We start from the raw sequence: 16,552 nt of genomic DNA, 5'->3' as shown, positions 1-16,552 counted from the left end.
CCCGCAGGCGGCGCAGGCACTCGCGGATCACCTCGCGCTTGGTGGTGCGTGCCGCGGCGTCGGAGGTGCCGCACACGGTGAGCAGGTGCCGGGTCAGGCCGTGGTGGTGGGTGATGCGGATGGCCTGGTCCTCCACCTTGGAGGTCGCCACCGCCATCGGTACCCCCGCCGCCGCCAGTTCTTCCAGCAGGGCGGGCACCCCGTCGTACACCGTGCTGTCCTGGACGCCCCGGTCGGCGTAGTCCGCCCGGTACAGCCGGAGAGCCCGCTGGGCGGTCACCTCGTCGAGGCCGATGACCTCACGGAAGGACTGGTACATCGGTGGCCCGACGAAGTCGCGCAGGGCGTCCGGGCCGGGTGCGGGCACCCCGATCCGGGTCAGTGCGGTGGTGACGCTGGCGGCGATGCCCGAGGCGGAGTCCACCAGGGTGCCGTCGAGGTCGAGGAGGAGACATGTGGGCGTCACAAGGGCCCCCTTGGCCGCCGCCGCGGGACGGCGCGGCGGCAGGGTCGAGCGGTCGGTCAGGACGAGAAGGTGGCGTCGAGCGCGGCGCGGATGTCGGCGATCAGATCGTCGGCGTCCTCCAGGCCGACGGACAGTCGCAGGTGCCCGTACGTCCGGAACGGCTCCGGGTAGTTCTCCATGCCACCGCGGCCGCTGTCGCCGACGTGCACGATCAGGGACTCGTCGTGGCCGAGCGAGACGGCGGAGGTGATCACCCGCAGGTTGCCGACGAACCGGTTCTGGGCGTCGGAGTCGCCGTCCACGGCGAAGGCCATCATGGCGCCGAAGCCCGCTCCGCCGAACTGGCGGCGGGCCGTGGCGTGCTGCGGGTGCGTCGCGAGGCCCGGGTAGTAGACGTAGGCGATCCGGGGGTCGGAGGCGAGGTACTGCGCGACCTTCTCCGCCGAGGTGAGGTGCTGCCGCAGGCGCAGGGGCAGGGTGACCGAGCCACGCATGATCATCCAGGCGTTGAACGGTGAGATCACGCCGCCGACCTCGACCATCGCCTGGTGCCGGATCGGCTCCACCAGGTCCCGGGACCCGATGACCACGCCGCCCATCGCGTCGCCGTGGCCGTTGATGTACTTGGTCAGCGAGTGCACGACCAGGTCGGCGCCGTCCCGCAGGGCGCGGTAGAACGGCGGCGGGGTCCAGGTGGAGTCGACGGAGAGCAGAGCGCCCGCGGCGTGCGCGATGTCGGCGAGACCGGCGATGTCGGCGACCGTCGTGGTCGGGTTGGCGATGGTCTCCGCGTGGACGAGCCTGGTGTCCGGCCGTATGGCACCGCGGACGGCGTCGAGATCGCCGATGTCGACGAAGGTGGCTTCGATGCCGTACTTCTCGGGGAGCAGTTCGGCGAACAGCCGCCAGACGGCGTCGTAGGTCACATTGGACACCACCACGTGGTCACCGGACTTCAGGTGGGTGAAGAACACACTGTGCAGTGCGGCCACGCCCGTGGCGAGAACGACGGCCTCCTCGCCGCCTTCCAGGGCTGCGAGCTTGTGCTGCAGTGCGACCTGGTTGGCACCGGAATTGCGGGTGTAGACGAGCCCGTCGGCCGAGGACCAGTCCATGGTCGAGGGATCGTCCGGCAGCAGGTAGGAGTTGGCCATCACCAGCGGTGTCCGCACCGCGCCGGTGCCCTTGTCGACGGCGTTGCCCGCATGCACCGCCTGGGTGGCGAAGGCGAGCGTGGACGGTGCGTGCTTGTCGGGCCGGGGCGTGCCGGCCGCGCTGGACTTGGTGCTCATGGTGGGTGGTTCCTTTCGCCGTCGCATCGGGGACGGACGAGAAGTGGCTCAGGAAGGCGTGGCTTCGCGGGGGCGGAGGGGACTGTGGGACGGAGGCGGGTTCCAGGCGCTGGCCTGAAGGCGTTCGGACCGGGCCGGGCACGTCGGCTCCGAGCCGTTGAGGCAGTGCGGAACCGCCGTCACGGCTGGGCTGAGAAGAGGCTCAGGTCAGCTGCTTCTCCTCGCGGCCGACGGGCGCTCAGCGCCGCGATCAGTCCGGGCGAGCATGTCCACCGTACAATGAAACGACCGCATTGGCCACTCGAACGACTATCTTTGGGCGCGCGTGCCCGGGAGACCGAGATCTCGTACAGCCCGCGGCCCTTGTCGTCATCTGGGGTGGGCCCCGGTACGCGGACGACCGGTGGACGGAAAGGTGAACGAGGTGGCCGACACGGCGAGGGTTCTGCGGACGATCGCACGCAACGTGCGCGCGGCACGTGTGCGTGCCGCGCTGTCCCAAGCGGAACTGAGCCGGCGCTCCCAGGTCAGCAAGGGCACCCTGGTCGCCTTGGAGAACATGCAGGGCAACCCGAGCCTGGCCACCCTGGTGCGGCTGGCGGACGCGCTCGGCCTCGCGGTGTCCGCTCTGCTGCGAGGGGCGCCGCGGGAGCCTGTTCGCGTGATCTCCGCCGAGGCGGTGCCCCCGCTGTGGACGGGAGGTCGAGGCGGTGAAGCCCGGCTGCTGCTGACGACGCCGACTCCGGCGCCTGTCGAGGTCTGGCGCTGGCGGCTGCGGCCGGACGAGGAATACCCCAGCCAGGCGCATCGGGCCGGAGTCGTGGAGACCGTCAGCGTCACCGCCGGTTGTATGACCCTGATCGTCGGCGGCGGCGAGCACACGGTCCGGGCGGGGCAGATCGCGGTCTTCCACGGCGACACGCCCCACGGCTATCGCGGCGCCGGTACCGGGACATGCAGCCTGATCATGACCGTCCACCTGCCGGCGGACCCCGTCTCCCTGGCCTGACCGGCATGGCCGACCCCGCGGGGGCTACGGAGCGGGAGGCTGACCCGCGGCAGCCCCGCGCGAGTCGACCAGCGCGTCGGCGATCTGCCGGAGGGACTCGAGGACGACCGAGACACCCCTGCGGAGCGCGTGCTCCGGACGCATGAGCACGTCGATGTTCCGCACCGCGCGCACCCCGTTCAGGGGCCGCAGGACCACCGGGGAGCCCGGCGGCGGAGCGGCGGTGTATCTCGGGAGCAGGGCGACGAGACCGCCCTGCGCGACCATCGCCGCCGCGGTCGTGAAGTCGTTGATCCGGTGCGCTACGTGCATCGGCCGGCCGGCGGAGGCCGCGATGACCTCAAGGAGGTCGGCGGGCGAGAAACCGGCGTGGGTGGCGACGAAGGACTGGCCGGCCAGGCAGTCGGGAGACACCTCGGCCCGCCGTGCGAGCGGGTGGTCGGCGCGGACGGCCACGTCCATCGGCTCGCGCAACAGCGGCACGACGGCCACCCGTTCCGCCGGCCAGGGCCGTGTGTGGCTCATCCGGTGGGCGACGACCAGGTCGTACGACGCGGTCAGCGCGGGGAAGGCGGCACGGTCCACGTCCTCGTCCACGCACTCGACGGGAGGGTGGCCGGCCTGCGCGGACTTGGCCGCCAGAGCGGGGAAGAACGTCACGGCCGCGCTGTGGAATCCCGAGACCGCGACGACCGCCGACAGGTCCTCCAGGTATGCCTCGACGCTGGCCTCCGCCTGCGCCATCGCGGTGGCCACCGTGACCGCGGCGGCGGCGAGGGCCTGTCCGGCACCCGTGAGTTCGACGGACCGGCCCCGCTTGTGCGTCAGGGGCGCCGCGAACTGACGTTGCAGCGAGGCCAGCACCTGGGAGACGGCGGAGGGGGTGACGGACAGCGCACGAGCCGTGGCCGCGATGCTGCCGTGGTCGGCCAGCTCGCGCAGCACCCGGAGCTGATGCAGATCCATGAGGCGAAGCTAAACCATCGGTGACGGGATTGGCGGTTGGTTCACCGCCCCGGCGCTCCTAGCATCGTCGCAACCGCTCCGGCGGCACCCACGGTTCACGCACCGAGTCGGACCGCAGGGTGCCGGCCGCATCGAACCGGGCACCGCCGGCCGTTCGGCACCGGTGGGCCGGCCGGCCGCGCCCCCACCCCGGGCCCGGCGTCCGAGCCCGCACCGGCTCCCGGCCTCCCGTACCGGTGCGACGGGGGCCGGCCCCAGCCGGTCGCCCTGCCTCGCTCCACGGGCCGGACCGGCGGTCCAGCCCGATCCTCAGCGCCGCCTACGACGTCGCCCTGGCAATCACCGGTCCCCTCCGACCGGCCCACGGGTGCCGACACCACTCGCCACGGGACCGGCGAGTGCCTGCCGCGGCCTGCCTGTCACGAGCCGATGGGCCGACGAACACCAGTCCTCAGACAGCTGGTGCGTGTCCGCCCCGTCACCGAAAGGCGTCTCGCCATGCCCGCGAACCCCGTGAGACTCCGTCAGCAGCTCCTGCGACGCAAGCCGGTCTCGGCCTTTCTCGCCGACGCCGAGACCGGTACCCAGGAGGGACATGCCCACGGCCAGGGGCTGCGCCGCACGGTGGGCGGCTTCCAGCTCACGATGATCGGCGTAGGCGCGACGATCGGTACGGGAATCTTCTTCACCCTCAGTACCGCGGTGCCCCAGGCCGGCCCCGCGGTGGTGCTCTCCTTCGTCCTCGGTGCCGTCACCGCCGCGCTGACCGCCCTGTGCTACGCCGAACTCACCTCGGCGGTGCCGGTCTCCGGCTCCTCCTACTCCTACGCCTACGCCACCCTGGGGGAACTCGCGGCCTGGGGGGTCGGCGCGTGCCTGCTCCTGGAATACGCGGTCTCCGGTGCGGCCATCGCGGTCAGCTGGGGCCAGTACCTCAACGACCTGACGCAGCGGCTGTTCGGCTTCACCCTGCCGACGGCGATCGCCGCACCGCCGGGAGCGGGCGGCTACGTCAACGTGCCGGGTGCGGTGCTGGTGGTGCTCTGCTGTCTGCTCCTGATCCGCGGGGCGAAGGAGTCGGCCCTGGTCAACGCCGTGATGGTGCTGGTCAAGCTGGGGGTGCTGACGCTCTTCGTCGTGGTCGGGCTCTCCGGCTTCCACTCCGCCAACCTGCACCCGTTCGCCCCCCTGGGGTTCGCGGGCATCAGCGCCGCCGCCTCGTCGGTCTTCTTCTCCTTCATCGGCCTGGACGCCGTCTCCACGGCCGGTGAGGAGGTCAGGAACCCGCAGAAGGCACTGCCGCGGGCGATCATCGGCGCCCTGCTGGTGGTCACGGCCTTCTACTGCCTGGTGGCCCTGGCCGGGGTCGGCGCACAGAAGTGGACCCGTTTCGCGGGTCAGGAGGCGGGTCTCGCGGCGATCCTGCAAGGCGTCACCGGCCAGAGATGGCCCGGAGCCGTCCTCTCCGCGGGCGCGGTGATCTCCATCGTCAGCGTCACCCTGGTCGTTCTGTACGGGCAGACCCGCATCCTGTATGCGATGGGCCGGGACGGCATGCTTCCCCCGGTGTTCCGCAAGGTCAGCCCGCGCACCGGAACGCCGGTCGGCAACACGCTGATCGTCGGCGCGTTCGTCGGGCTCCTGGCCGCCCTGGTGCCGCTGAACTGGCTGGTCGACCTCACCAGCATGGGGACCCTGGTCGCCTTCGCCGTCGTATCGGTCGGTGTGATCGTGCTCCGGATACGCGAGCCCCGGCTCGACCGCGGCTTCACGGTCCCCGGCTACCCCGTGGTGCCCGCCCTGTCCGTGCTCTTCTGCGGCTATCTGATCGGAAACCTGCCGACCGGGACGTATCTGCTCTTCGCGGGCTGGCTGGCCGTGGCCCTGGCCGTCTACCTCGGCTACAGCCGGCACCACGCGCGGCTGTCGCACCCCGGGACGGTCGTGGTGCTGCCGGATCCTGCCGCGGTCGACTGACCCAGGAGGGTTCCCCGGCCGCCGCGGTGCGTTCGGCTCACGCCGGGGCGGCCGGGCCGGGGGGCAGGTGCACCGTCATGATCAGGTCGCAGGGCTCGGTACCGGAGCCGCGGTAGGTGTGTGCCGTGTCACCGTCGAACGTGGCGGTCTGGCCGACGGCCAGGGGGTGCTCGCTGCCGTCGACGACCAGGACCATCCGGCCGGAGACGACGCTGACCGTCTCCACGACCCCGGCCTGATGGGGATGGCTCGGATACTCCTCGTCCGGCTCCAGGCGCCAGCGCCAGACCTCGACCGGCGCCGGGCCCGAGGTCGTCAGCATGAGACGGGCCTCGCTGCCGCGCTCACCGGTCCACAGCGGGGCCACGGCATCGGCGGCCACGATCCGGACCCGGCCCTCGTGCGGTCCCTGCATGAGCGCGGAGACCGAGATGCCCAGGGTGTCGGCGAGACGGACCAGGGTGGCCAGGTTGGGGTTGCCCTGCGCCTTCTCCAGCGCCACCAGGGCGCCCTTGCTGACCTGGGCGCGTCGGCCGAGCTCCTCCAGGGACAGGCCCGCACGGACCCGAGCCGAGCGGACGTTGTGTGCGACCGTCCGCAGCGCCGTGGCTGTCTCGGCCACCTGATCACCGTCCCTTGAAGCAGACCGGTCCGATGTACCAGCCGGTCGTTCGGTTGACATAGCTCGGTCGTTCCGTTGTACCGTGGAGCCGTTCCAATGAATGGTAAGGGATGTACTGTGATCGCTCCGCTGCCGGCCCCGGGCAGCTCACTCGCCTACGGTCGCGCCCACTTCCCCGGCGGTCTCGGCGCCCGCACGGCCCCTGTGCCGCGCACCGTGCCGGTCGCGGCTCCGGCCGGCCTCGCGGCGGAGCCGCCGCTGTGGCCCGTGCCGGCGCCCCGTCCGGCATGCCGGACGTAGGCCGGGGCACCGCGTCCGGCGTGGCGCCGGCCGCCGCCTTCGCCCTGCTGCACCGCACCCTGGCGACCGGCCCGACGAACGTGCTGTCTCTGGTGGCCGCACCGGTCCCGGCAACCGGTCTTCCCGCGTCGGGCGCCGTCCGGCAGTGGCCTCGCCCCGCTGGTCGCCGTCCGGCAGTGGCCTCGCCCCGCTGGTCGTCGGCCGGGCCGTCTCCTCGCCCTCATCCGAACCGCCGCCTCGCTCCCGCAAGGAGAAGCCCATGTTCATCCAGCCCTGGGACGCCAGTCTCGACGCGGCCGAATGGCAGACCTGGATCACCGAAGGCCACGACTTCGGCATCCTGAGCGTCAACGGTCTGGCCGGCCACGCCCCCGCGACGGTTCCCACCCACTTCACCCGCGACGGCAACGACCTCCTGATCCACCTCGCCCGCCCCAACCCGGTCTGGCAGGCCCTCGAGCACGACCCGAACGTCACCTTCACCGTCATCGGTGACTACGCCTTCATCCCCGGCCCCTGGCGCGCCAAGCCCGGCACACCGCCCACCGACGGCGTCCCCACCAGCTACTACGCGGCCGTCCAGTTCATCGGCCAGGCTCACATCGTCGACGGCCCCGAGGCCAAGGCGGAGCTGCTGCGCCGCCAGATGGCGCACTTCCAGCCCGACGGAGACCACGCGGCCATCGCGGTCGACCAGGCGCCCTATGGGCGCATGCTGTCCGGCATCCGCGGTCTGCGCCTCGAAGTGACCGACGTACGCGCCAAGTTCAAGTACGACGACCACAAGCCCGTCGAGCACCGCACCGCCGTCGCCGGGAATCTCGCCGCACGCGGCCAGGGCCTCGACGAACCCACCGCACGCCAGCAGCTCCGCCGCCTGGACCGCATCGGCCCCTTCAAGCCCTGACCCGCCCACCGAGAACGGACCCTCGATCCATGACCTCCTTCCGCATCGCTCCCGCCGTCGCCGACGCCTTCCCCGACACCCTCATCGCCCTGGTCACCGCCACCGGCATCCGCGGCCACGAGCCCTGGCCGCACACCGCCACCGCCCTGACCGAGCTGGAGCGGCAACTCGCCGACGGCACCTGGCGGCCCGCCGACGAGACCGACCCCCGCATCGAGGCGTGGCATACCGCCTACCGCTCCTTCGGCACCAACCCCCGCCGCGTCCGTCCCAGCGTCGATGCCCTCGGCCGGCGCCTCGCCAAGAAGGGCACCCTGCCGCGCATCAACCCGGCCGTCGACTCCTACAACGCCGTCTCCGTCCGCCACGGCCTGCCCGCCGGCGCCTTCGACCTCGACCGCGTCACAGGTGACGTCGACATCCGGTACGCGGACGGCACCGAGTCCTTCACCCCGCTCGGTGAGCCCGACACCGTCGAGCACCCCAAGGCCGGAGAGATCATCTACGCGGACACCACCGACGTCCTGACCCGCCACTGGAACCACCGTGACGCCCACCGCACCCGCGTCACCGAGGACTCCACCCACGTCGCCTTCGTCCTGGAAACCCTCCACGCCACCCGCGACGGCGGCCTCCTCAAGGCCGCGGCCGACGAACTGGCCGGCCTCCTCGCCCCGCACGCCGACCGGACCACCGTGCACTACCTCGACTCGGCCCAGCCTCACGCCTCCGCCTGACAGCCCGTGGCAGGTCCGCCCGGTCGCTCAAAGCCTCCGCGGGGAAGTTCCAGGAAAGTGGGTGCGCTGGTGCGGCAGCCCGGCTGATCGCTGCGTCCGACGCCCCTCAGACGTCGTCCGGGAGCCCCGCCCGCATGGGTCGTGCGATGTGCCCCAGCAGACTCCACCCCGCGGCGGCGACCAGCAACCACACCACTACGGCCATGGGCAGCCCGCCCCCGAAGAGGCCGATCGCCAAGGACAGCGCCAGCGGCGGCAGCAGACGGCCGAGCAGCCTGCCCCAGGCGACCGGGGCCTGCGCCGCCGGCCCCCGGAACGATCGCGGCGGCCACGGCGATGACGAAGTACACCGAGAGGCTCGCGCACAGGACTCAGCGGCCGCCGGCCGGCAGCTGCCCGTGCCGGTGCTCCATGGCTGCGCCGAGGCCGGCGGCCAGGGCGGTGAGGGTCCCGTTGGTGACGCAGTGCAGGAAGAGCACCAGGCGCGGGGGGAGGACGGACTCGCGCAGGTTCGGGACGCCGCCGTATCCGTGGACGAGCGACAGCTGCCAAATGGCCACCAGGAGCAAGAAGCCCGCGAGACCCGAGAGTTCGAGTGTGCGGTCCCAGTCCGCGTCGGAAGCCACGTCCACCAGCTGGACGACGCTCTCGCCGAGCACGATGAGGGTGAACAGGCCGAGCCGCTCGCCCAGGTGCACCGGATCGACCTGGGCGAGGGTGAGGTTGAGCGAGCGGCCGGCCCGGTTGCTGCGGTGGGCCTCGGCGTCCGCCCGACGTTTGCTGGCGGAGGAGGATGAACAACCCGACGTCGGCCAGGGGCGGCCCGCCATGCAAGAGGTGCGCCAGCTGTGCTGTGCCAGCCACGACGATGAGGTCGAAGAAGAGTTCCAACCACGACGCGTGGCGGTCCTCGACGGTGGACTGCTGTGACTGTTCACTCCGGGTTTCTCGCACGCCCGCCACCCTGGACACATCTCGGAGCTGGACGGCAGGTCGGGGTGCGGCGGTACCGGCCAGGCCCTACCGGGACGTGTCCGCGGGTGAGCTCCAGCGCTTCGCAAGGTCGGTGGCGTAGGCCGCCGAGTCGCTGCCAAAGGCCGCGTTGTTGATGCCGGACCGGGCGACTGCCAGTTCTCCGCAGCTGTTCATCCGCACCATGGTGGTGGAGCCGTGCGGCCGTGTCCCGTCTCGCAGCCGGTCTCCGTCGACTACCAGTAGCCGGTCGCCGAAAGCCGCCCGGGTCTCGGCGGCCGTCGTGGTGGGCCGGCTGCCCGTCAGGTTCGCACTGCTCATATACAGGTGTCCGAACTCGGCCAGAATGCCGGCGAATTCGGGAATCCATGGGATGGATGCGAAGAACAGCATGCCGTCATGGGTGGCCGGACGCAGCCAGCGGGGCCCGCCGGGTCGCACCGGCGCCAGCAGGCTGACCATCTCGGATTCGCCCAGCCATCGAACCATCGGCAGCATCTCCTCGGCGACGTCGAGATACGGGGCTACCACGTCGATGTCCCTGACGGTGAGGCCGACCGGCTGGTCCGCCGCCCGCCCCTTCGCGCTGTTGACGGCCGCTGCCTCCGTGCCGGTGATCGTGTAGGGCATCGGCGACGGCAGGGGGATGGCGATCGGCGCTCCCGCCTGCAGGGCGGCCACGGCCCGGCGGACCGTGTGGTCTCCGATCGGCGGGACTGGCATGAGAACTTCCCCTTCGTATCGGTTCCGGCGGTCATCCGACGCGGTGCGACCGCACCACAGGGCTCGGTTGACCCTGTGATCGGTACTATTTCTATGTTGATGACATAGAGTCGGTCAACGTACGAGGGGTGCCGCGTCCGATATGGAGGAGATTCGGATCATGTCTGAAGAGAACGTGCGGGAGTCCCCGGAGGGCTCTCATGACTCCCGCTTCGAGCGGTCGTTCGCCGACAGTTCCTGTCGGCGGCAGGTGTTCGGCCTGGTGGTCGGTCCGGTCGTGTTCGGCGTCGTCGCGGGCCTCACCTTGAAGTGGTCGGAGACGGCATGGTCGACGATGCAGTTTCTCGGCCTCATCGGTGCGACCCTGGCTGGGCTTGAGCACAAGCGCTGGTGGTCTGCCGCGGCGCGCGGGGCCGTTGCCGGGTTCATCGCCATCGGCGTCGTCCTCTTCATCCTCGACGCGATGCCCGGCGCGAACGTCATGAGCTTCGCGCCGTCCTACATGTTCGAAGCCGCTATGTACTCCGGCGTGTCCCACGCGGTCGGTGCGGTGCTGCGGTGGTTCCTTGTCCGCCGCAAGAAGCGCGCCGAGTCGGTCCCCACCCGCTCCGCCTCTCAACTCTCCAGCCCTTGACGCACACCCACACGCCCGGCCCGTATGCCTGAGACGGATCAGCGCGCAGCCGTGCGAGGTGACGGAGACCGAAACCCTGCTGTGCCAGGTGCATTGTCACGAAAGACCGCCACGGTTCCGACCCCGAAGGAGACGACGGAGCCGGCGATGCGAAGGAGGCACGATGAGTGAGACACCGGCGAGCATGACGGAGACTCGAACGGAGTTGCCGGAGCACCCCATGCCCAGGGCGGCCGGGTGCCCGTTCGACCCGCCGCCGGAACTGAGCGCCCTGCGGACCACCGCACCCCTGTCCCGGGTGCGTACATGGGACGGCGCCACGCCGTGGCTGGTCACCCGGCACGACCACCTGCGCACCCTGTTGCGCGATTCCCGGCTGAGCGCCGACCCGTCACGCGCGGGGTACCCGCACCGCAACGCCGGCGGCAAGGAGAGCAGCCGGTCCCCGCAGTCGTTCATCGCCATGGACGACCCGGAGCACGCACGGCTGCGCCGCATGGTGACGCCGCCCTTCGCGGTCCGGCGGATCGAGGCCATGCGGCCCCGCGTCCAGCGGATCGTCGACGGCCTCATCGACGACATGCTCGCCGGGCCGAACCCGGTCGACCTGGTCGAGGCGTTCGCACTGCCCCTGCCCAGCCTGGTCATCTGCGAGCTTCTCGGCGTCCCGTACGAGCGGCACGACTTCTTCGAGCGCAATACCCGGGTCCTGGTACGCCGGACCTCGTCACCGGACGACATGCGGGCCGCTTCGCAGGCGCTGGCGGACTACCTGGAGGAGCTCGTCGCCGCCAAGCGCGCCGACCCCGGCGACGACCTGCTCTCCGCCCTCGCCACGCAGCAGGTGGAGTCCGGCGCCCTGACGCAGCGGGAGGCCGCCGCGATGGGGGTCCTCCTGCTCATCGGCGGCCACGAGACCACGGCCAACATGATCATCCTGGGCACCCTCGCCCTGCTGCGGAACCCCGGCCAGCTCGCCCTCCTGCGGGACACCGACGACCCGTCCGTCGTGGTCACCGCGGTGGAGGAGATGCTGCGCTACCTGACCATCACCCACTCCGGACGGCGCCGCGTGGCGACCGCGGACATCACCATCGGCGGGCAGGTCATCAAGGCCGGCGACGGCCTCATCCTGGCCAACGATGCCGCCAACCGCGACCCCGAGGCGTTCCCCGACCCCGACCGGCTCGACCTCACCCGTAACGCCCGGCACCACCTCGCCTTCGGCTACGGCGTCCACCAGTGCCTCGGCCAGCAACTGGCCCGCATCGAACTCCAGGCCGTCTACGGCACCCTCTACCGCAGGCTCCCCGGCCTGGCCGTGGCCATCGGGGAGGACCAGCTGGAGTTCAAGCACGACGGCCTCGTCTACGGCCTCTACGCACTCCCCGTCACCTGGTGACCCCCGTGGCGCCACCGCCCGAGCGAAGGAACGAGAACCCATGCGTGTGACAGTCGATCAGCCCAGGTGCGTCGCCTCCGGCCAGTGCGTCTTCGCCGCCCCCGACATCTTCGACCAGGACGACGAGGGAGCTGCTTCGGGACCGGCGATCACGGTCCCGCGAGCTCATCCTCGCCAGGGCGCGCGGGGTCGGCGCACTGCGCGTCGTCCCAGATGTTGCGAAAATTTCGGCCAAATGCAGTGGCGACCAGTTGCAATGCCTCGTCGAAGTCCACGCAGTCGCGATCCACGAGCGTCTGGATGTGGATACCGAAGAGCGTGCCGGTGAACGCCGCTGCGAACGCGTGCTCGCGCTTCGACGCGGTCTCGGGATCGATGCCCTCGGGGCGCTGTGCGCGCACCCAGTCTTCCAAGTTGCGACGGTGCCGGGCGAAAAGCTCCCGGTACTGGTTTTGGACGGCACCGGTACTGGTCATGGCTTCGGTCAGCGCCATGAACACCAGCTTCGTATTGCCCTTACGGACCCACGAAGCGTAGTCCGCTACCAATTCGTTGAGCGTCAGCGGGGTCTTGTGAGGTTCCGACGCCATCCCCCGCTCCAGAGCACGTTCGACCACGGCGATGAAGAGCCCGTGTTTGTTCTTGAAATGCCACGGGATGGAGCCCCGGCTGATTCCCGACCGCTCGGCAATTCCGGCGATCGAGGTGCTGTCGAACCCGAACTCAGAGAAAAGCTCTTCTGCTGCGTCGAGAATACGCCGACGGCTCTCGTCACCGATCTCGTCAATCCGCCGCCGTCCCTGCTTGCTCACAACTGTCACTCTAACCTGGATGGTTCGAGTGAGCGACCTCCTGGATCTCCTACGGGAAGGCGCCGAGCGTCAGTACGCGGACCCGGGCCGGCTCCGGGAGGCCGCGCCCCTACTGTGACGGTGGAGGAGGCGCGCTTGCGGGTGCGGGGCCGGGCACCGGACCCGCGGTCGGCTCGTGTCGCTCGGAGACCATGCGTTCGAGGACGCGCAGGAAGCCGTCAGTGTCGACGGGAGTGTCCGTCGCGACGAGGGCCGCGTAGCCGACGAGGGCTGCGAGGGCGACCTGGGCGACAGCGTCTTCCGGCTCCGGGCGGTCCTGTGCCTCCGGCGCCCGCTGGGCCTCCAGCAGGGAGGTGAGATGCTGTTGGAGCGCCTCGTGGCGTTCGCGGGCAACGGCGGCCAGCGAGGGTGTCACCGCCGCGTCTCCCCAGATCATGGAGACGAATCGGGCGTGCGCCGTGCCGTCGGGCGGGGTGACGTATCCGATGAGCCGGCGCAGGAGTTCCGCCGCGCTCTCCGGGGGAAAGCCACCGGTCTCCCGCTCACCGTCGCGGCCCACGACGGCGGCCAGCACGAGGTCCTCCTTGCTGGGGAAGTACCGGTACACCGCCCCGGTGGACAGCCCCGTGGCCCGGACGATGTCGGCCATCAACGTCTTGGCGAAACCGCGCTCGGCGAAGACCTTGATGGCCGCTTGGAGGATCTGGTCGCGGCGCGCGTCGAGGTGATGAGCCTGCGTCACTTTCGGCACAGCCGCACCCGCCCAGGTCCGTGCGGGTGCGGGCCGCCGCGCTCCGCGACCCGGTGACCGGCCGGCCCACGGCGCTGGGGCGGCTACCCGGTCACCGGCGCCGCGCACGCACTGGCCGACCGGGTTCGGCACGTCGTCTACTACAACGCGGTCGTACCCGAACGCGGTGTCTCGATGGCCGAGGAAAACGAGGCGCAGGGCGCTCTCATACGCCAATCTGTCGCCGCCACACCGGACGGCACCGTCCCGCTGCCCCTTGAAGCGGTCCGCTATGGACTGATGCGGGGTGAGCCGACACAGCTGTAGGACTTCGTCTTCGGTCTGACCCTGCCGCAGCCGGGTGGCTACATGACCGACGCCCTGGACGTGCCCCCGGTCACCGCAGCCGGACTCGACGCCTTCTACATCCTGGGCACCGACGACACCTCACTGGCCCGCCCGGGAACCGAGTTCGCCGCCCGCCTCGGCGTCGAGCCGCGCATGGCGCCCGGCGGACACATGGCCCTCCTCAACCATCCCGAGGACATCGCGGCCGCTCTGCTCGAACTGCTCTGAGCAGAACCGGGAAGGGTTGGCCTGTTGCCTGGGGCTGGAGGGAAACACGCATACGCTCCCAGCAGGGCTTCGTGTAGTGACGACCGCGGGACTGCGCGGAGATGTCCATTGTCCGGAACTCGTATCTCAGGCCAGAGGACTCTGTTATGGCTTCACCTCATGCCCAGCCGCTCACCAGGCTCGGTGAGCTGACCTTCCAGGCCGACGACGAGACGCTCGCCCTGGAAGTGCGCGCTCTTGTCGATCCGGCTGCCACGCTGCGTCTCAACGGAAAGGAGTCTGACGTGGCGGGTTATCTCCGGCACGTGTCGGAGTTGCGTTCCGCTATGGACGAGGGGACGATCACTGTGCTCGATGAGGTCAGCGACGGGGCGACAGGCACCGTGGCGGCACGGGTCACGGTGCGGATGGCCATGAAGGACGGATCCGTTGTGCAGGGCGAATCGCATCTCATCGGTCGACTGGGCGACGATGGCCGGATAACGAAGATGGTCGAGATCGGTCGGCTGCTCACGCCGGAGGACGATCCGGTCGAGGAGGGCTGAACAGCACGTTTGACGAGTGATCAGGGCACGACGGCCCCGCGGCCCCGACGCATGCTTGTCTGCCCGTCCGGCGTCGACGTGTCCAGCCCCTCCCTGCGCTTCCTCGCCCGGCATCTACAACGGCATTGCCGGGAGGTCGGTCCCGGTGGGGCAGAGACCCTGGAGCGCGGCCCGCGGCCCGCGGCCCGCGGCCCGCCGCGGGCCGACAGCCCCCGCGAAGTCCCAGAGATGCCGCCGCACCCCTCCCTGGCCCGCCAAACAGCAGCTCAGGCGGGGTGCGGCGGCACTCGCCCATCAAATGTCGCGGAAGGTCTCGATCTGGGCGCCGATCGAGTTGAGCCGCTCCGCCAGGTCCTCATAGCCGCGGTTGATGACGTACACGTTCCGCAGTACCGAGGTGCCCGGCGCCGCCATCATCGCCAGCAGGACGACCACCGCGGGGCGCAGCGCGGGCGGGCACATCATCTCGGCGGAACGCCAGCGGGTCGGGCCCTCGACCAGGACGCGGTGCGGGTCGAGGAGCTTGACGTGGGCGCCGAGCCGGTTGAGTTCGGTGAGGTAGATCGCGCGGTTGTCGTAGACCCAGTCGTGGATCAGCGTCGAGCCCTGGGCGACGGCCGCGATGGCCGCGAAGAAGGGCACGTTGTCGATGTTGACGCCGGGGAACGGCATCGGGTGGATCTTGTCGATGGGGGCCTGGAGCTTGGACGGCCGCACGGTCAGGTCGACCAGCCGGGTGCGGCCGTTGTCCGCCGCGTACTCCCGGCCGCGCTCGTGGTCCAGTCCCATCTCCTCCAGGACGGCCAGCTCGATCTCCAGGAACTCCACCGGCACCCGGCGGATCGTCAGCTCCGACTCGGTGATGACGGCGGCGGCCAGCAGGCTCATCGCCTCGACCGGGTCCTCGGAGGGCGAGTAGTCGACATCGCGGTCGATGTGGCTGACGCCGTGGACGGTCAGCGTCGTGGTGCCCACCCCCTCGACCTTGACGCCCAGCTCCTCCAGGAAGAAGCAGAGGTCCTGGACCATGTAGTTGGAGGAGGCGTTGCGGATCACCGTGACACCGTCGTGCCGGGCGGCCGCCAGCAGCGCGTTCTCGGTGACGGTGTCGCCCCGTTCGGTCAGCACGATGGCGCGGGTGGGGGAGACCGAGCGGTCGACGCGGGAGTGGTACATCCCGTCGGTGGCGGTCACTTCGAGGCCGAAGTGGCGCAGCGCGGTCATATGCGGCTGCACGGTGCGGGTGCCCAGGTCGCAACCGCCCGCGTACGGGATCTTGAAGCGGTCCATCCGGTGCAGCAGCGGGCCGAGGAACATGATGACGCTGCGCGTCCGGCGCGCGGCCTCGGTGTCCATGGCGTCGAGGTCCAGTTCGGCGGGCGGCACGATCTCCAGATCGGCGCCGTCGTTGATCCAGCGGGTGCGGACGCCGATGCTGCCCAGCACCTCGAGAATCCGGTAGACCTCCTCGATCCTGGCCACCCTCCGCAGTGTGGTGCGCCCCGCGTTGAGCAGCGTGGCGCACAGCAGTGCCACGCACGCGTTCTTGCTCGTCTTCACGTCGATGGCACCGGACAGGCGGCGGCCGCCGACCACCCTCAGATGCATCGGGCCCGCGTAGCCGAGGGAGACGATTTCGCTGTCCAGGGCCTCGCCAATCCTGGCGATCATCTCAAGGCTGATGTTCTGGTTGCCCCGCTCAATGCGATTGACCGCGCTCTGGCTTGTGCCGAGGGCCTCCGCGAGCTGGGACTGGGTCCAGCCTCGGTGCTGCCGGGCGTCACGGATGAGCTTGCCGATACGAGAGAGGTAGTCGTCAGTCATACGGAAGAGGCTATCTCAGATATGAGATGTGCATGCGATCGGGGAGGTGGAAGGGGTG

Annotated in this window: 18 protein-coding genes; 8 read left to right on the top strand and 10 right to left on the bottom strand. The window is 70.5% G+C overall.

All coding sequences use genetic code 11. The annotated features are described in order from the left end of the window. Both AXW62_RS19320 and AXW62_RS19315 read right to left on the bottom strand, forming a co-directional pair. Positions 1-466, bottom strand: a 466-nt coding sequence (locus AXW62_RS19320) for an HAD hydrolase-like protein (RefSeq protein WP_079115691.1), incomplete at its 3' end; no start/stop codon positions are given. 56 nt (positions 467-522) lie between these two features. After that, positions 523-1,758 (bottom strand): trans-sulfuration enzyme family protein, encoded by a 1,236-nt coding sequence (locus AXW62_RS19315; protein ID WP_060945628.1) that lies wholly within the window; start codon positions 1,756-1,758, stop codon positions 523-525. A gap of 424 nt (positions 1,759-2,182) precedes the next feature. Between AXW62_RS19315 and AXW62_RS19310 the strand changes: the two genes are divergently transcribed. Continuing rightward, positions 2,183-2,767, top strand: a complete 585-nt coding sequence (locus AXW62_RS19310) for a helix-turn-helix domain-containing protein (RefSeq protein ID WP_060945631.1) — start codon at positions 2,183-2,185, stop codon at positions 2,765-2,767. A gap of 24 nt (positions 2,768-2,791) precedes the next feature. Here the strand turns inward: AXW62_RS19310 and AXW62_RS19305 are convergent, their stop codons facing one another. Next, positions 2,792-3,733, bottom strand: coding sequence for a LysR family transcriptional regulator (locus AXW62_RS19305; RefSeq protein ID WP_060945627.1), 942 nt, complete (start codon positions 3,731-3,733; stop codon positions 2,792-2,794). A gap of 498 nt (positions 3,734-4,231) precedes the next feature. On the opposite strand from AXW62_RS19305, the gene AXW62_RS19300 reads away from it, so the two are divergent. Further along, entirely contained in the window at positions 4,232-5,710 is a 1,479-nt protein-coding gene (locus AXW62_RS19300; RefSeq protein ID WP_060945626.1) for an APC family permease, read from the top strand. Between the two features lie 37 nt (positions 5,711-5,747). Here AXW62_RS19300 and AXW62_RS19295 read toward each other — a convergent pair whose 3' ends face one another. Next, positions 5,748-6,332: a helix-turn-helix domain-containing protein gene (locus AXW62_RS19295; RefSeq protein WP_060951106.1), complete on the bottom strand. Its 585-nt coding sequence runs from the start codon at positions 6,330-6,332 to the stop codon at positions 5,748-5,750. A 559-nt stretch (positions 6,333-6,891) separates the two neighbouring features. Between AXW62_RS19295 and AXW62_RS19285 the strand changes: the two genes are divergently transcribed. Both AXW62_RS19285 and AXW62_RS19280 read left to right on the top strand, forming a co-directional pair. Next, positions 6,892-7,539 carry an FMN-binding negative transcriptional regulator gene (locus AXW62_RS19285; RefSeq protein WP_060945623.1) on the top strand — a complete coding sequence of 216 codons (648 nt, stop codon included), beginning with the start codon at positions 6,892-6,894 and terminating at the stop codon, positions 7,537-7,539. A 29-nt stretch (positions 7,540-7,568) separates the two neighbouring features. After that, positions 7,569-8,276: a B3/B4 domain-containing protein gene (locus AXW62_RS19280; protein ID WP_060945622.1), complete on the top strand. Its 708-nt coding sequence runs from the start codon at positions 7,569-7,571 to the stop codon at positions 8,274-8,276. A 106-nt stretch (positions 8,277-8,382) separates the two neighbouring features. Here AXW62_RS19280 and AXW62_RS46680 read toward each other — a convergent pair whose 3' ends face one another. From AXW62_RS46680 to AXW62_RS19270, 3 genes are all read right to left on the bottom strand, one after another. Then, on the bottom strand, positions 8,383-8,514 hold the full coding sequence (locus AXW62_RS46680; protein WP_289306010.1) for a hypothetical protein: 132 nt from the start codon (positions 8,512-8,514) through the stop codon (positions 8,383-8,385). A gap of 133 nt (positions 8,515-8,647) precedes the next feature. Beyond that, a complete protein-coding gene (locus AXW62_RS19275; protein WP_060945621.1) occupies positions 8,648-9,106 on the bottom strand; it encodes a low temperature requirement protein A in 459 nt (152 codons plus the stop codon). A gap of 190 nt (positions 9,107-9,296) precedes the next feature. Then, on the bottom strand, positions 9,297-9,929 hold the full coding sequence (locus tag AXW62_RS19270) for a Sua5/YciO/YrdC/YwlC family protein (RefSeq protein ID WP_159060915.1): 633 nt from the start codon (positions 9,927-9,929) through the stop codon (positions 9,297-9,299). A 184-nt stretch (positions 9,930-10,113) separates the two neighbouring features. On the opposite strand from AXW62_RS19270, the gene AXW62_RS19265 reads away from it, so the two are divergent. Continuing rightward, positions 10,114-10,605, top strand: coding sequence for a hypothetical protein (locus tag AXW62_RS19265; protein ID WP_060945619.1), 492 nt, complete (start codon positions 10,114-10,116; stop codon positions 10,603-10,605). 163 nt (positions 10,606-10,768) lie between these two features. Further along, positions 10,769-12,007 carry a cytochrome P450 gene (locus tag AXW62_RS19260; protein ID WP_107406316.1) on the top strand — a complete coding sequence of 413 codons (1,239 nt, stop codon included), beginning with the start codon at positions 10,769-10,771 and terminating at the stop codon, positions 12,005-12,007. 149 nt (positions 12,008-12,156) lie between these two features. Here the strand turns inward: AXW62_RS19260 and AXW62_RS19255 are convergent, their stop codons facing one another. Further along, positions 12,157-12,819 carry a TetR/AcrR family transcriptional regulator gene (locus AXW62_RS19255; protein WP_159060914.1) on the bottom strand — a complete coding sequence of 221 codons (663 nt, stop codon included), beginning with the start codon at positions 12,817-12,819 and terminating at the stop codon, positions 12,157-12,159. A 109-nt stretch (positions 12,820-12,928) separates the two neighbouring features. Next, positions 12,929-13,561, bottom strand: a complete 633-nt coding sequence (locus AXW62_RS41125) for a TetR/AcrR family transcriptional regulator (RefSeq protein WP_060945616.1) — start codon at positions 13,559-13,561, stop codon at positions 12,929-12,931. A 357-nt stretch (positions 13,562-13,918) separates the two neighbouring features. On the opposite strand from AXW62_RS41125, the gene AXW62_RS19245 reads away from it, so the two are divergent. Further along, a complete protein-coding gene (locus AXW62_RS19245; RefSeq protein ID WP_060945615.1) occupies positions 13,919-14,125 on the top strand; it encodes a hypothetical protein in 207 nt (68 codons plus the stop codon). A 146-nt stretch (positions 14,126-14,271) separates the two neighbouring features. Beyond that, the gene (locus AXW62_RS19240) at positions 14,272-14,670 is read left to right on the top strand and encodes a hypothetical protein (protein WP_060945614.1); all 399 of its coding nucleotides are present in this window, start codon (positions 14,272-14,274) and stop codon (positions 14,668-14,670) included. 294 nt (positions 14,671-14,964) lie between these two features. Here the strand turns inward: AXW62_RS19240 and AXW62_RS19235 are convergent, their stop codons facing one another. Then, positions 14,965-16,494: a helix-turn-helix domain-containing protein gene (locus tag AXW62_RS19235; RefSeq protein WP_030834419.1), complete on the bottom strand. Its 1,530-nt coding sequence runs from the start codon at positions 16,492-16,494 to the stop codon at positions 14,965-14,967. Positions 16,495-16,552: the final 58 nt, after the last annotated feature.

Origin of the sequence: Streptomyces hygroscopicus subsp. hygroscopicus, assembly GCF_001553455.1 — a bacterium.
In the GTDB taxonomy this organism is placed as follows: domain Bacteria; phylum Actinomycetota; class Actinomycetes; order Streptomycetales; family Streptomycetaceae; genus Streptomyces; species Streptomyces hygroscopicus.
The sequence above is the reverse complement of the archived record's forward strand: the minus strand, read 5'-3'. Positions and strand labels throughout refer to the sequence as shown.

What these genes read in the sequence shown, in the direction of transcription:
- AXW62_RS19245 (WP_060945615.1), top strand. Translation starts at nt 13,919, where the DNA reads ATGACCGACGCCCTGGACGTGCCCCCGGTCACCGCAGCCGGACTCGAC.
- AXW62_RS19260 (WP_107406316.1), top strand. Translation starts at nt 10,769, where the DNA reads ATGAGTGAGACACCGGCGAGCATGACGGAGACTCGAACGGAGTTGCCG.
- AXW62_RS19280 (WP_060945622.1), top strand. Translation starts at nt 7,569, where the DNA reads ATGACCTCCTTCCGCATCGCTCCCGCCGTCGCCGACGCCTTCCCCGAC.
- AXW62_RS19305 (WP_060945627.1), bottom strand. Translation starts at nt 3,733, where the DNA reads ATGGATCTGCATCAGCTCCGGGTGCTGCGCGAGCTGGCCGACCACGGC.
- AXW62_RS19235 (WP_030834419.1), bottom strand. Translation starts at nt 16,494, where the DNA reads ATGACTGACGACTACCTCTCTCGTATCGGCAAGCTCATCCGTGACGCC.
- AXW62_RS19315 (WP_060945628.1), bottom strand. Translation starts at nt 1,758, where the DNA reads ATGAGCACCAAGTCCAGCGCGGCCGGCACGCCCCGGCCCGACAAGCAC.
- AXW62_RS19275 (WP_060945621.1), bottom strand. Translation starts at nt 9,106, where the DNA reads ATGGCGGGCCGCCCCTGGCCGACGTCGGGTTGTTCATCCTCCTCCGCC.
- AXW62_RS19300 (WP_060945626.1), top strand. Translation starts at nt 4,232, where the DNA reads ATGCCCGCGAACCCCGTGAGACTCCGTCAGCAGCTCCTGCGACGCAAG.
- AXW62_RS19265 (WP_060945619.1), top strand. Translation starts at nt 10,114, where the DNA reads ATGGAGGAGATTCGGATCATGTCTGAAGAGAACGTGCGGGAGTCCCCG.
- AXW62_RS19285 (WP_060945623.1), top strand. Translation starts at nt 6,892, where the DNA reads ATGTTCATCCAGCCCTGGGACGCCAGTCTCGACGCGGCCGAATGGCAG.
- AXW62_RS19240 (WP_060945614.1), top strand. Translation starts at nt 14,272, where the DNA reads ATGGCTTCACCTCATGCCCAGCCGCTCACCAGGCTCGGTGAGCTGACC.